This window comes from Sinosporangium siamense, assembly GCF_016863435.1.
In the GTDB taxonomy this organism is placed as follows: Bacteria; Actinomycetota; Actinomycetes; order Streptosporangiales; family Streptosporangiaceae; genus Sinosporangium; species Sinosporangium siamense.
Genome location: NZ_BOOW01000030.1, coordinates 64,415 through 77,950, shown reverse-complemented (window position 1 = coordinate 77,950; position 13,536 = coordinate 64,415). Strand labels below are relative to the sequence as shown.

At 68.8% G+C, this 13,536-nt stretch carries 15 protein-coding genes; 8 read left to right on the top strand and 7 right to left on the bottom strand.

Annotated elements, in window-relative coordinates; genetic code table 11:
- Positions 1-43: 43 nt before the first annotated feature.
- The 4 genes from nrfD to Ssi02_RS23140 form a co-directional block, all read right to left on the bottom strand.
- Positions 44-1,069, bottom strand: coding sequence for an NrfD/PsrC family molybdoenzyme membrane anchor subunit (gene nrfD, locus Ssi02_RS23155; protein ID WP_204029076.1), 1,026 nt, complete (start codon positions 1,067-1,069; stop codon positions 44-46).
- A complete protein-coding gene (locus tag Ssi02_RS23150; RefSeq protein ID WP_204029542.1) occupies positions 1,066-1,833 on the bottom strand; it encodes a 4Fe-4S dicluster domain-containing protein in 768 nt (255 codons plus the stop codon). The genes nrfD and Ssi02_RS23150 overlap by 4 nt, the downstream gene beginning before the upstream one ends.
- An 85-nt stretch (positions 1,834-1,918) precedes the next feature.
- Entirely contained in the window at positions 1,919-5,161 is a 3,243-nt protein-coding gene (gene fdh / locus Ssi02_RS23145; protein WP_204029072.1) for a formate dehydrogenase, read from the bottom strand.
- A 187-nt stretch (positions 5,162-5,348) separates the two neighbouring features.
- The gene (locus Ssi02_RS23140; RefSeq protein WP_204029541.1) at positions 5,349-5,993 is read right to left on the bottom strand and encodes a DNA alkylation repair protein; all 645 of its coding nucleotides are present in this window, start codon (positions 5,991-5,993) and stop codon (positions 5,349-5,351) included.
- Positions 5,994-6,349: 356 nt separating this feature from the next.
- Between Ssi02_RS23140 and Ssi02_RS23135 the strand changes: the two genes are divergently transcribed.
- Genes Ssi02_RS23135 through Ssi02_RS23115 form a run of 5 tightly spaced genes read left to right on the top strand, consistent with a single transcriptional unit; the run spans position 6,350 to position 9,009 of the window.
- Entirely contained in the window at positions 6,350-6,793 is a 444-nt protein-coding gene (locus tag Ssi02_RS23135) for a VOC family protein (RefSeq protein ID WP_204029070.1), read from the top strand.
- A 1-nt stretch (position 6,794) separates the two neighbouring features.
- Positions 6,795-7,670 carry a pyridoxamine 5'-phosphate oxidase family protein gene (locus tag Ssi02_RS23130; protein ID WP_204029069.1) on the top strand — a complete coding sequence of 292 codons (876 nt, stop codon included), beginning with the start codon at positions 6,795-6,797 and terminating at the stop codon, positions 7,668-7,670.
- Between the two features lie 3 nt (positions 7,671-7,673).
- Positions 7,674-7,871 carry a ferredoxin gene (locus Ssi02_RS23125; protein WP_204029068.1) on the top strand — a complete coding sequence of 66 codons (198 nt, stop codon included), beginning with the start codon at positions 7,674-7,676 and terminating at the stop codon, positions 7,869-7,871.
- 38 nt (positions 7,872-7,909) lie between these two features.
- On the top strand, positions 7,910-8,377 hold the full coding sequence (locus tag Ssi02_RS23120; RefSeq protein ID WP_239129427.1) for an HPP family protein: 468 nt from the start codon (positions 7,910-7,912) through the stop codon (positions 8,375-8,377).
- Positions 8,378-8,421: 44 nt separating this feature from the next.
- Positions 8,422-9,009, top strand: coding sequence for a CGNR zinc finger domain-containing protein (locus tag Ssi02_RS23115; RefSeq protein WP_204029067.1), 588 nt, complete (start codon positions 8,422-8,424; stop codon positions 9,007-9,009).
- Between the two features lie 213 nt (positions 9,010-9,222).
- Here the strand turns inward: Ssi02_RS23115 and Ssi02_RS23110 are convergent, their stop codons facing one another.
- A complete protein-coding gene (locus Ssi02_RS23110; protein ID WP_204029064.1) occupies positions 9,223-9,492 on the bottom strand; it encodes a helix-turn-helix domain-containing protein in 270 nt (89 codons plus the stop codon).
- Positions 9,493-9,579: 87 nt separating this feature from the next.
- Between Ssi02_RS23110 and map the strand changes: the two genes are divergently transcribed.
- Positions 9,580-10,365 carry a type I methionyl aminopeptidase gene (gene map, locus Ssi02_RS23105; protein WP_204029063.1) on the top strand — a complete coding sequence of 262 codons (786 nt, stop codon included), beginning with the start codon at positions 9,580-9,582 and terminating at the stop codon, positions 10,363-10,365.
- Positions 10,366-10,412: 47 nt separating this feature from the next.
- On the opposite strand, the gene Ssi02_RS23100 is transcribed toward map, so the two are convergent.
- Both Ssi02_RS23100 and Ssi02_RS23095 read right to left on the bottom strand, forming a co-directional pair.
- Positions 10,413-11,156 carry a DUF2071 domain-containing protein gene (locus Ssi02_RS23100; protein WP_204029062.1) on the bottom strand — a complete coding sequence of 248 codons (744 nt, stop codon included), beginning with the start codon at positions 11,154-11,156 and terminating at the stop codon, positions 10,413-10,415.
- Between the two features lie 342 nt (positions 11,157-11,498).
- Complete coding sequence (locus Ssi02_RS23095) at positions 11,499-11,807, bottom strand: early set domain-containing protein (protein WP_204029061.1); 309 nt, start codon at positions 11,805-11,807, stop codon at positions 11,499-11,501.
- 289 nt (positions 11,808-12,096) lie between these two features.
- Here Ssi02_RS23095 and Ssi02_RS23090 point away from each other — a divergent pair, with 289 nt between their 5' ends.
- Both Ssi02_RS23090 and Ssi02_RS23085 read left to right on the top strand, forming a co-directional pair.
- Complete coding sequence (locus Ssi02_RS23090; RefSeq protein WP_204029060.1) at positions 12,097-12,246, top strand: hypothetical protein; 150 nt, start codon at positions 12,097-12,099, stop codon at positions 12,244-12,246.
- Between the two features lie 232 nt (positions 12,247-12,478).
- Positions 12,479-13,492, top strand: a complete 1,014-nt coding sequence (locus Ssi02_RS23085; RefSeq protein ID WP_204029059.1) for a DNA topoisomerase IB — start codon at positions 12,479-12,481, stop codon at positions 13,490-13,492.
- Positions 13,493-13,536: the final 44 nt, after the last annotated feature.

The window sequence follows — 13,536 nt, the reverse complement described above, 5'->3', positions numbered from 1 at the left end:
ACAAGGACGATGAAGGTCAGCGGCAGATAGGACGTCAACCGTTTCACGACCTGCTCCCCTCGCCTTCCGCCTTCTCCAGGCGGGCGCGTTGCGGTTGGACGGTGTATCGCGGATCGCGGGACGATTGCAGGCCCGCGTGGAAGATGCCGAAACGGGTGCAGAGGGCCCCGGCCAGCAGGGCCGCTCCTGCGGCGACCGCGGCGGTCCTGTCGCGGCGGGCGACGGTCTGCGCGGCCACTGCCCCGGTCAGCGTCAATGCCTTGCCCAGACGCATCAGCACGCCGCCCCGCCCCTTCTTAAGCGGGCGGGCGACCATGCCCAGCCGTCGCTCCATGCGCCGCACAGCGGTGTATTCGGTCAGCGCGCCGATCAGTGCGAGGCTGCGGGCCGGACCCGCCTCGGTGACGGGAGCCGCCAGGATCCCGAGACCGCCGGCCGAGGCGGCGGCGGAGCCCGCGAACACGAAGGGCATCTCGCGATACGCGTCGTGCCACACCGGCACGGCGGTGTCGGAGATCAGCGCGGCGGTGTAGGTGGCGACGGCGGGACCGATCAGTCCGGCGGTGACGGTCGCCGCGCGCCCCGCCCGCGGGAAACGGCAGGTGACGGCGGTCAGCGCGGCGAGGCCGGCCGGCGGGCCATATGCACTGAGAATCCAGGTCCCCATGCTCATCGGCGAGGTGACCTTGAACACCCGGAGCATGTTGAGGAACCGCGCCGGACGGCCGAGATCGTGGATGAGGCAGTAGAGGGAGCCGCCGAGCGCGCAGGCGGCACCGGCCTTGGCCGCCCGGGCCAGGTGCGGCCTCCCCATCAGATCGGCGGCGGCGGCCAGCGTGGAGGAGGCCCCGGCCAGCCCGCCGAGGAAGAGATAGCCGGCGATGTCGTGGTCGCTCCACGGGGTCGGTTGCAGGACCGGGCGGCCGTAGTAGGAGCGGAAGTCCGCCTTGGGCACCATCAAACGCTCACCGCGTGCCCGGGGGCCGCCGGGGCGGGTGATCGCCTCCCGATCGGGCCGCAGGTCGCGGGTGCCGTCCAGGCGCACGTCGGTCTGGCTCGTCCGGCTCATGAACGCGCTCCCAGGGCCGTGACGGCGACGGCGGCGAGCAGCGCCGTGGCGGCCAGGGCGACCTGCCGCCACATGGCGGGCAGGTCCCGGGTGGTGACCACGGGGTCGGGCGGCAGGCCGTAAACCTCCGGCTCGTCCAGCAGCAAAAAGAACGCGCCCGTTCCGCCGACGCCGTCACCGGGATCGTGGCCGTACAGTTGCGCCGAACCCACACCGGCCTCATGCAACTGCTCAAGCCTGCGCTCGGCGCGCGTCCGCAACTCGGTCAACTCGCCGAACTGGATGGAGTCGGTCGGGCAACTCTTGGCGCACGCCGGTTCCTGACCGACGCCGAGCCGGTCGTAGCACATGGTGCACTTCCAGACCCGGCCGTCCTCCTCCCGGCGGGCGATCACCCCGTAAGGACACGCGGGCACGCAGTAGCCGCATCCGTTGCAGATGTCCTCCTGTACGACCACGGTGCCGAACTCGGTGCGGAACAGCGATCCGGTGGGGCAGACGTCCAGGCAGGCGGCGTGCGTGCAGTGTTTGCACACGTCGGAGGCCATCAGCCAGCGGAACTCGGCGCCGTCGGCCCCCGCCGTACGCCCCGGCTGCTCGATGAACGCGACGTGCCGCCAGGTGGAGGCACCCAGACCGCCGGTGTTGTCATAGGACATGCCGGTGAAGCCGAGTGGGTGGTCGGGAATCGCGTTCCACTCCTTGCAGGCGACCTCACACGCCTTACAGCCGATACAGACACTGGTGTCGGTGAAAAAGCCCATCCGCTCGGGATGTTCGCGGTAACCGCTCGCGCTCGCCGGATCGTACGGCGCAGCCAGAGCGAGGTCCAGGTCGAAGGCCACGGCCTCACACCTCCGTGCCGGTCGAATCGGTGATGCCGGCCCGCGCCCGGTAGTCGCGGACGAGTTCGGGCAGCGCCGGGCCCCGCGGGCGCCGCCCGGGGCGTATATCGGCGGACAACGCCTTGACCTCCTGGATGTGGGAGTTGGGATCAAGGCTGATCGAGCTCAGCTCGTTGGCCGCGTCGCCGCGGCTCTGCCCGTTCGGGCCCCAGTGGAACGGCACGCCGATCTGGTGCACGACCCGGCCGTCGAGCCGCAACGGCGTGATCCGTTCGGTGACGAGGACCCTGGCCTCGATGGCGTTGCGTGCGGTCACGATCGTGGCCCAGCCCCCGTGCACCAGGCCGCGTTCGGCGGCCAGCTCGGGCGACACCTCACAGAACAGCTCCGGCTGCAACTCGGCGAGGTAGGGCGTGCTGCGGCTCATCCCGCCCGCGGTGAAGTGCTCGGTCAGCCGGTAGGTCGTGACGACGTAGGGGAAGACGGCCGCGCCCGGCTCGCCGGGCGACGGGTGATAGCGGTTGTGCTCGTGCGGATAGACCATGCGGGCGGGGTTGCGCTGCCTGCCGTACAGCGGGTTGGGCACAGGGGAGTCCTGCGGCTCGAAGTGGGTCGGCAGCGGACCGTCCACCACGCCCGCGGGCGCGAACAACCACCCCTTGCCGTCGGCCTGCATGATGAACGGATCGATGCCCGACAAGGCCTCCGCGCCCTTCGCGTCGCGGGGCGGCTGATAACTCGGGCTCTTGGCGGCGTCGAAATCGGGGACGTCGTGGCCGGTCCACTTGCGCGCGGCCTCATCCCACCAGACCAGCCGCTTACGCTCGCTCCACGGGCGGCCTTCTGGATCGGCGGAGGCCCGGTTGTAGAGCACGCGGCGGTTGGCGGGCCAGGACCAGGCCCACTCGGCGGCGATCCAGTCCTGCTCCTCGGCCGGTTTGCGGCGAGCGGCCTGGTTGACGCCGTCGGCGTACACTCCGCAGTAGATCCAGCAGCCGCACGCCGTCGAACCGTCGTCCTTCAGCGCGGTATACCCGGACAAGGGCCGGCCCTCGGAATCCCAGCCGTTGATCTCGGCGAGCACGGCCTCGGCGACCGGCTCCATGAGCGGCCCCTCGGTCGGATAGTCCCACGTGAGATCCAGGATCGGGGCGTCCATGGGGTCGGTGGACCCGGCGAGCTTGCGGCGGATGATCCGGCCGAGGTGGTACATGAACCAGAGGTCGCTGCGAGCGTCGCCGGACGGATCGACCGCCTGGTGATGCCACTGCAGCATCCGGTTGGTGTTGGTGAAGCTCCCGCTCTTCTCGGTGTGGGCGGCGGCGGGGAAGAAGAACACCTCGGTGCCGATGCCCTGCGGGGTGAGCTCCCCGCTCTGGATCTCCGGGCCGTCCAGCCACCAGGTGGCGCTCTCGATCAAGGAGAAGTCGCGCACGACCAGCCAGTCGAGGTTGGCCATCCCCATCCGCTGCATCTTGGTGTTGGCCGACCCGACAGCCGGGTTCTCGCCGAGCAGGATGTAGCCCTTGCAGGTGCCGTCGAGCTGAGCCATAACAGTGTCGTAGGTGCTGTGGCTGCCGGTGAGACGTGGCAGATGCCCGAAGCAGAAGTCGTTGTCGGGCGTGGCGGCGCTTCCCCACCATGCCTTCAAGAGGCTGACCATGTAGGCGCGCATCTCGCCCCAGTAGCCCTTGCTCGGCGCGTCGGAGCGGACGAAGTCGTTCAGGTGCTCATGCTCGTGCGCGTGCGGCATCGGGATGTAGCCGGGCAGGAGGTTGAACAGCGTGGGGATGTCGCTGGAGCCCTGGATGCTGGCGTGCCCGCGCAACGCCTGGATGCCGCCGCCCGGACGGCCGATGTTGCCCAGCAGGAGCTGCAGAATGCTCGCGGCTCGGATGAACTGGGAGCCGTCGGAGTGCTGAGTCCAGCCGACCGCGTAGGCGAAGGCCGAGGTGCGCTCGGGGCCGGAGTTCTCCGTCAGGTCGCGGCACACCCGCGCGAACAGCTCCGGCGGGATGCCGCAGATGCGCTCGACCATCTCGGGGCTGTATCGCGCGTAGTGCCGTTTTAGGATCTGCAAGACACACTGCGGATCACGCAATGTCGGATCGGTGCGCGGCGTGCCCTCCAGTGCCACTCCACCGGCGCCGTGCATCTCACCCCGCCCGGCGGAACGAACGGATTGCCTGCTCTGACCGCGAAGCTCATAGTCCTCGTCCCGGTCGCCGGCCGCGGCCACGACCCGCATGCCCTGGTATTGCCAGGTATCGAAGTCGTAGTGGCGGCTGTCGGGGTTGAAGCCGGAGAACAACCCGTCGAGGTCCTCGGTGTCGCGATACTCGTCGGTGACCAGCGTGGCGGCGTTGGTGTAGTTGAGCACGTATTCGCGGAAGTAGAGCTCGTTCTCCAGCACGTGATGGATGATCCCGCCGAGGAAGGCCACGTCGGAGCCGGCGCGGATCGGCACGTGCAGGTCGGCCAGGGCACTGGTGCGTGTATACCGAGGGTCCACGTGGATCACGACGGCACCGCGCGCCTTGGCCTCCATCACCCACTGGAAACCCACCGGGTGCGCCTCGGCGAAGTTGGAGCCTTCGATGATGATGCAGTCGGAGTGCTGGAGATCCTGCATGAAGGTCGTGGCGCCGCCCCTGCCGAAGGAGGAGCCGAGACCCACCACGGTCGAACTGTGACACACCCGAGCCTGGTTCTCGATCTGCACCACCCCGAGCGCGGTCAGCAGCTTCTTGATCAGGTAGTTCTCCTCGTTGTCCAGGGTGGCCCCGCCGAGAGAGGCGATGCCCATGGTCCTGGCGGTGCGCCTGCCGTCCTGCTCCCACTCCCAGGTGGCCCGCCGCGTCTCGATGATCCGGTCGGCGACCATCTCCATCGCCTCGTCGAGCCCGATCTCCTGCCAGTCGAGCGCGTACGGTGCCCGGTGCATAACCGTGTGACGGCGCATGGAGCCGGTGGTGAGCTGGAGGCTGGCGGCCCCCTTGGGACACAGCCGTCCCCGGCTGACCGGGGAGTCGGGGTCACCCTCGATCTGCACTACCTTCTCATCGCGGACGTAGACATTCTGGGCGCAGCCGACGGCGCAATAGGGGCACACGGACTTGACCACACGGTCGGCGGACGCGGTGCGCGCGGTCAACTCCTCACTGCGCCGCGACTTGACCGCCGCTCCCCTTCCCAGCCGGTCGGGACCGATGATCTGGCGCAACAACACCGGCCAACGCGCTTTCATGGGGTTTGCCCTGATTCAGAGTGCATCGCCAGCAGCCGCAGGACCCGCTGTTTGCCCGGCATCCGTCCCCCTTGGTGACCGTACGTCGGGTTGGATGCCCGGTGCCGCTTGTGGGCACCGCCAGCGAAGCGTCAAGGAATCGGCTGGTCAGCGGGTGGCTCTGCCGTACGGGGGGTGTGAGGTGCTCCTACTTGTCGTGCCGGCGGCGCACCATCTCGTTGATCCAGATGGGTGCGAAAGGAGACGTGCAGCCCGGGGGAGTCGGGTAGTCCTTGAGCACCTCCAGGCGCTCACCGATGTCGATCGCGCGGGCGCGGTGCCTGGCATGCTCGATCCCGATCTGCGCCAGGCAGTGGTTCATCGCCCACTGCAGGCGAGCCGGGGCGTCCTTCATCTCCGCCTCGATGACGTCGAGCAGCCCCGCGAGGTCGAGGCCCTCGGGCTTCCTGGCCACGCGTTCGGTGGTCAAGGCCCAGCCGGCGCTCGCGACCGCCGGATCCGGCGCGGCGAACCAGAGCAGGCGCAGTTCTTCGGCGTGCGGGTTCTTCTTCACCACGTAGTTCACGAGCCAGTCGTGCACCTTGGGAGTGCGCGCCTCGCGCACCATGACGTCTAATTCGTCCTGATTGAACGCCTTCGGGCGGCAGATCAGGATCGCCAGCAGCCTCGCCGCGGTGTCACCCGTCTCCCAAAGCCGGCCCGCGAGCTCCTGCTGCGTCTTCAGCCGCTTCGCGAGCGCACGCAGCTTGCCGAGGTTCACACCGTGATCGTCACCGTGCTTCTCGTTCACCTTGCGTGCTTTCGGGTCTTCGAGCTGGGCCAACTCGGCCATCACCTCGGCCACCGTCGTGCCGGTCGGCGTCGTCTCGGCCACCTCAGCCTCCTGTACATCACGCGCGAGACTCAGCCTACGTCGGAGCCGGCCCCTGCCGTACACACCGGTTCGACGGCAGCGAACTTGCACGAAATCCCCCGGTGGATCAGGTGAGAGCGGGGGCCGGAGACGACCACTACGTCATCGAGATGCGCCGGCGAATGCGCCTGTGCGGCCTGCGGCTCGCGCTGTGCACTTAGGACAGTTTTGGGTGACATGAGTCACATAACGCCACTGAATAGTTCTCTCCGTGAGTAGTGTGTGTCATCCTCTAACGGATGGATCGATTCTATCCGTTAGAAAGGTTGTTTCACATGTCATTTGAGACTGGGCACGTTGGTCTGAATGTCACTGATCTCGGCACCTCCAGGGACTTCTATCGGCAGGTGTTCCGCTTCGAGGTGCTCGGGGAGTCGGGCCAGGACGAGCGGCGTTATGTGTTCCTCGGGCAGGACGGCAGGCTCGTACTGACCCTGTGGCAGCAGAGCGAGGGCCGCTTCCCCGCCGAGCGGCCGGGGCTGCACCACCTGTCCTTCCAGGTGCCGGGCATCGACGAGGTGCGTGACGCCGAGGCGACCCTGCGCGAGATCGGTGCCACGCTCTTCCACGATGGCGTGGTGCCGCACGGGGAGGGCGCGTCCTCGGGTGGAATCTTCTTCGCCGACCCCGACGGGATCCGGCTGGAGATCTACGCACCGAGCGGTGCCGACGTCGCTCCGGCTCCCACCTCCGGTGCCCCCACCTGCGGATTCTTCTAAAATGCACCCGGGGGAGCTGGCGGTCCAGCGGCGTGCGGGCGTGCGGGCCGAGGGATACGGCTCGGCAGGGGTGAACGCGTCGATCCCGCCTCCGGCGGCGGAGTTCCTGCGCCTTCAGCGGATGCTCGTCGTCGGTGCGGCCGGCGACGACGGCCGGGTGTGGGTGACCGTGCTGTCTGGGCAGGCGGGGTTCGCCGAGCCCGAGAACGAACGGGTCATCGTGGTCGACGCCCTTCCGGGAGAGGGAGATCCGCTGTACGGCTTGCTCGACCACGATCGTGACGTCGGCATCCTCGCGATCGAACCGCAGACCCGTCGCAGGATGCGGGTCAACGGCCGGGCACGGATGGTCGGCGGGAAAACGGTTGTGACGACCGATCAGGTATACGCCAACTGTCCCAAGTACATCACCACCCGTCGGCCCGCTCCGGACGGCCCGGCCGGGCGTGGGCCGGCCAGGACGACGGCCGGGCTCGACCGCGCGCAACGGGGGTGGATCGAACGCGCCGACACGTTCTTCGTCGCCACTTACGCACGCGGTCAGGGCGCCGACGTGTCCCACCGGGGCGGCAACCCGGGCTTCGTCTCGGTAACCGGGCCGAACCAGCTGGTCTGGCCGGACTATGCCGGGAACTCGATGTACATGACCCTGGGCAACCTCGCACTGGATGCGCGTGCGGGGCTGTTCTTTCTCGACTGGGAAGCGGGGACGGCTCTGCACCTGACCGGACGGGCCAGGACCGACTGGGAACCCCGCGGCGTGGCGGGGGCACAGCGGCTGGTCGAGTTTGAGATCGACCGGGTGGTCCAGATCGAGGGGGCCGTTCCGTTGCGGTGGAGCCTGGACCGCTACTCGCGCTTCAACCCACAGGAGTAAGAAATGCATGTCCGAGTGGACAGGGCTCTGTGTCAGGTGCACGCACAGTGCGTATTCGCGGTCCCCGAGGTTTTCGAGCTCGGTGACGACGACGAACTGATCTACGTTGCGGAGCCGGACGAATCGTTCAGGCGGGAGGTGGAGTTCGCGGCGAACGCCTGCCCGGTCCAGGCGATCTTCCTTGACGAGGAGCATTCGTGAGGCCGTCGGCGCGTTCACGCGCGGGGAGGGAGGATCGTGTGGCCCCGCCGCGTCCCCCGATATGGGAAATCGGCGCGGCCACGCTCACCAGTACGCTCGCGTTGACGGTTCTGGCCGGTTTGGGGGTGCTGTTCGACCAGGTCCTGCTGGTCCCGCCGCTGGCGGCGAGCATGGCCCTGGTCGCCGGCGCCCCCGCGTTGCCGCTGGCCCAGCCGCGCAGCGTGGTCGGCGGGCAGTTCGTTTCGGCGCTGACGGGCTTCGCCGTACTCACCGTGCTCGGCGGGTCGATGTGGGCCGCCGCGCTGGCCGGGGGGTTGGCGCTGGGCGTGATGCAGCTCGTGCGTGTGCCGCACTCGCCCGCCGCCGCCAGTGCGGTGCTCGTGGTGCTGACCTCGCCGCCGATCCTGTCGTTCCTGGCCCTGCTGATGGCCGCCTCGGTCGTGCTCGTGGCGGTCGGCATCGTGGGGGCTCGCGGGCGAGGGGCCCGGTACCCCGTCTACTGGTGAGCACACTAACGGGGAAAGTGTCATATATGCGTTAGGATTGGAGGATGTCCATCGCGCTGGAGTTCGTCAGCACTGTCAGAGCCGATTCCAGCGGTCTCGTCGACACTCTGGCGGATTCGGATGGTCTGGCCCGGTGGGTGCTTGAGCATGCCGCCGAGGCCGCCGTCGACCGGGTTGATGTGACCGAGTTCGTCCGCCTGGAGGTGGTCGAGCTGCGCCGGGCCGTACGGGCGCTGTTCGCCCGTGCGGTGGCGCCCGCGCCGCCGAGCAGCGCTGATGCCGACAGCCTGCCGCCCGCCCGCGAGGCGCTCGCGCTGGTCAACGAGGCCGCCCTCGCCGCCCCCTGGGCCAGGCAGCTCGACTGGCCCGCGGAGGGGCGGCCGGAGCGGCGCACGGTCGCGGCGGGGCGGCCCGGCGCGGGTGTACGGCTGCGCGCGGTCTTGGCCACGGCGGCGATCGACTTCCTCACCGGGCCGGACCTGGCCGAGTTGCGCGCCTGCCAGGCTCCCCGCTGCGTGCTCTATTTCGTCAAGGAACATCATCGGCAGGAGTGGTGCTCAGTCGCCTGCGGCAACCGTGCCAGAGCCGCCCGCCACTACCGTCAGCATCGTTCGAGCCGGAAGGCGCAGTGAGGACACCCTGCGCCTTGAGTTGGAGCATGTTCGGAGTGACGGAAGGAAGATCTACCCCTGTCCTCTTTCTGCACGGTTTCTGGCACGGCACGTGGTGCTGAAGCGAGGTGCTGACCCGGGTGACGGGCTCCGGGCGCACGGCCCTCGCCGTGGACATCGCGGGCCACGGGCTGCGGGTGTCCGCCGGGACTCCGCGAGCGGGCGCGGCAGCCGCTACGAGACGGCTTCCAGCGGCAGGTCGTTGCCGCGCCAGATGGCCGCCAACTCCTCAACCGGCACGTCGAGTGCCTCGCCGAGGCAGACGATCGTGCCGAATCCGGGGGAGGGCAGCCGTCCGGTCTCGATCTTGCGCAGGGTTTCCGGTGAGATGCCGGCCGCGTGCGCGACTTCCGCTAGGTCGCGTCCTGCTCGTGCGCGGCGCAGCAGGGCGCCGAGACGCCTGCCGGCTTCGATCTGCTCAGGTGTGAGCGGTTGGCGGACCATGCGCCCAGGATAGGGCTGGTATTACTTTACCGGCAAGCGTTAGGTTGCTGGTATAACTATACCAACACCCTGTGATGCGAGGTATTCGTGATCGAACTGAAGACACCTGCGGAGATCCAACGCATGCACGTGGCCGGGCGTTTCGTCGCCGAGGTGCTCTCCGAGGTCGGCCGGCTCGCCGACGTGGGCGTCAACCTCCTGGACCTGGAGCACCACGTGCGCGGCATGATCAAACGGCGCGGAGCGGAGTCGTGCTACTGGGACTACGCCCCTTCCTTCGGACGCGGCCCGTTCCGCAACGTCATCTGCCTGTCGGTCAACGACGCCGTCCTGCACGGCCTGCCCCACGACTACAAACTGCGCGACGGCGACGTGCTCAGTGCGGACATCGCGGTCGGCATCGACGGCTGGGTGGCCGACTCGGCCCGCACGGTCGTCGTCGGCACCGCCGCCGAGGAGGACCTGCGGATCATTCGCGCCACCGAGGAAGCACTGGAGGCGGCGATCGAGGCGGCCCGTCCGGGCAACCGCCTGGGTGACATCTCGGCGGCCATCTGGGCGGTGGCCCGCGACTACGGCTATCCCGTCAACACCGAGTTCGGCGGCCACGGCATCGGCCGCACCATGCACGAGGATCTCCACGTTCCCAACAAGGGCAAGGCAGGGCGCGGCTATCCGCTCCGGCCGGGCCTGACCCTCGCGCTCGAACCCTGGTTCGCCCGCACGACCGACCGGATCGTCTACGACCCCGACGGCTGGACCATCCGGTCGGCGGACGGCTCACGCACGGCCCACTCCGAGCACACGATCGCCATCACCGAGGACGCCCCCTTGGTGCTCACCCGCCGTGAATCGGAGAACACTGTCGAGTAGCCATCGCCGGCAAATGCCGACGGTCTGGCGACCTCTCGTCACAGGCTCTAAGCCGGGCGGAAGCGGCGGGGCGGGGTGTGGATGTCGAAGTGCAGTCGGGGCTGGATCAGGACCGAGTGCGCCGGCGTTTCCGAGGTGGTCAAGCCGAGGCGCTCGAAAACCGGAAAACGCGCGGAGCCGGCCGTGAAATGCCGTGGGCGCATCGGCGGATGCCAGATGCTATAGGTGCCCACCTGCCTGTTCCGGCGGCGGTACCAGCCCCGGGTGGGGTGGGTGAGCAGTTCCATCCAGTGTGACTGGCCGGTGAAACCGGGAAGCTTCGCGGGCGGCTCGGAAAGCTCCTTCGCCTCGCAGGTGGCGCCCCCGGCGTTCAATCGCCAGCGTGCCGGGGTGCCGTTCCAATCGGCCTCGATGTGGATGCGGTCGCGCCTCCAGGGCATGCCCCACAGGTGCCGCGGGATCGCGACCAGGGGGTGATCCAGGCTGGTGCCGAAGAACCACACGCCTGGGTCACCGTACGCGGTGACATAGGCGCGGTAGTTGATCTGTCCGCATGTGATGGCCGCCGGTGGGCAGAACCGGAAATGAAAGTCCCGGTCCCGGAAGACGACGGCGGAGACAAGAGCGTCCTGGCCGTCGTCGAAGGCGAATTTCATCGGGGCGAACCCGGTGGGCAGGTGCCGGGCGAGCGCATCGGCGGGCACCCGGTAGCTGACGATCGCGAAGTCGTCCAGCTCGGTCTGCGCATGGTGCCAACGTGGACGCGGCCGGGGGGTGCCACGAAAGGTCATGCCCGGAAAGAATACGGCGATGGGGCCGCGACCGGCAGGGGTGCCTGGGGAGCCATATTCAGCGCACGTGCCGTGAATCCCGCGGCGGGCTATTGGTCCGGTGCCGGGTGGTGTGCCGGGCAGGGTGATAGTGACGCTCGCGCCGCCGTCACGGGGGGTTGGCGAACTGGAGGGCGGCGCCGATGATGCGGGCATGGCCGAGCGCGGTGGTCAGGCCGAGTCCGTGCCCTCGGCCGCGTTCGGTCCGTCCGGTGCGGAAGCGCTGCGCTTGTCCGTCGCGCAGGTCCGCGAGCAGGTCGGGCGGGAAACCGGGCCCTCCAGCGGGCGCTCAGGGCAGGTGACCTACCAGACGGGTCCCGCCTGGGGGGCGGCGCCGACGAGCAGGACGCCGCCGCGCTCGTCGTGGGAGTCGGCCTCGGGGTCGTCGAACCACAGGCCGCCTTCGGCCAGGTAGCGGAAAACGACGGTGCTGCCGTAGGGGATCTGCACGACGGCGGTGGGCCGGTCGCCGGGGCCTGGCCCCATGGGGTCGGTGTGCGGGTCCCAGTTGTTGAAGTCGCCGACCACTGATACATGGCCGCTCGTGCCGGCCGGCAGCGTGAACACGACGGTGACCAGCCCGTGCTCGTCCGGTTCGCTCTGTGTGATCATCAAGGGCGCCCTTCGGATGGGAGGGGGACCAGAAGCGGCCCCGGTCTCTTCCTATCGGGACCGGGGCATGAAGGGCGGGCCGCCGCGCCGGGGCCGGGTGTGGTCTTGGCGAAGTCTCCGCCGCCCAGGCATCGGGCTGCTGCCCGGCCGCAAGGAGCGGAGGGACGCCTCGCTCATGGCCGCCTACCCGCTCGGGCGGCCCTCACACGGCTCGGGCCCCCCTACCGCCGGTTTGATGGGTGCTGAAGTGGCTTTGAATGTATGAGAGGTTTGTGGGCATGGGCCCAGTATGGGAACTCTGTTATGGATCGTCTTTCTGGTCGTCGGCGGCGTCTACACGGTGATCGCGCGGGGCGGCGATCGCCGCCTGCGAGGGGCCGCGCTGGTCGGGCTCGTCCTGCTCGCCGGGCCGGGCGCGCTGAGCGCCTTCGACACCTGATCGCCGCCGGCCCCCCAACAGATGCGGAAGCGCGGTTTTTCCGCCAAGTGCGGCGGGTATGGCCATCTGGCCTGCGAGGACGCGTCGGCGTGGCCGACGAAAGGCCCAGCGGCCTGGTGGACCGCATGCGGGACGCGATGAGCGGCCGTGGCAAGACCTGAAAACGGCATGGACCGAGAACTGGGCGCAATCAAACGGAGGGAAGAACCCGCCGCCATATCCGGGTTTGATCATGCGACTCACACGTAGCGACCGATCGGCGCCGGGCATCACCCGCCACCGCCGCGGTCACGGGTTCAGCTACACGACTCCCTCGGGGCAGACACTCACCGACCCCGAGGACCTCCAGCGTGTCAAGGACCTGGTGATTCCGCCCGCCTGGACCTCGGTGTGGATCTGCCCGTCTCCTCGAGGCCACATCCAGGCCGTCGGATACGACCAAGCCGGCCGCCTGCAGTACCGCTACCACGACGAATGGCGCAGAAAGCGGGATCTGGCGAAGTACGAGCACGTCCGCGACATGGCCACCCGCCTTCCGCGTATCCGGCGCGTGCTCGCCGAGCGCATGCGCGGCCGGGGCCTGAGTCGCGACCGGGTGCTGTCAACGGCGGTCAGACTGCTTGACCTGGGATCCTTCCGCATCGGCGGTGAGCGCTACGCCGACGACAACGACACCTACGGCCTGGCCACACTGCGCTGTGAACACGCCCGCTGCAGCCAAGGGGAAGTGGTCTTCACCTATCCCGCCAAGGGCGGCCGTAAGCGGGTCCAGGTGATCTCCGACCCCGTGGTGTGCCAGATCATCCGATCGCTCCGCCGACGCGGACCCGCCCGCGCCGGGCTGCTGCGCTACTGGTCTCATCGCAAATGGCACGACGTGCGCAGCGACGACATCAACGCCTACCTGCAGGACCTGTTCGGCGAGGAGGTCACGGCCAAGGACTTCCGGACCTGGCACGCGACCGTGCTCGCCGCGGTAGGGCTGGCGGTCTCCTCGCCCGCCGACTCGCCCCGGACGCGCAAGCGCGCCGTCGCCCGGGTCATGGCGGAGGTCGCCGACTACCTGGGTAACACACCTGCCCTGGCCCGGGCGTCATATGTGGATCCCCGGCTGATCGACCTATACGAGGAGGGCCGCACGATAGCGGCGATACTGCCCAAGCTCGGCAAGGACGTCCCCGGCGGAGTCATGGCCACTCACGGCGAAGCCGAACGAGCCGTCATCCGACTGCTGGGCCGTACTTGAGAATGCATGCCCTCACGTAATTCGCCACGTAAACCGGATCGCGA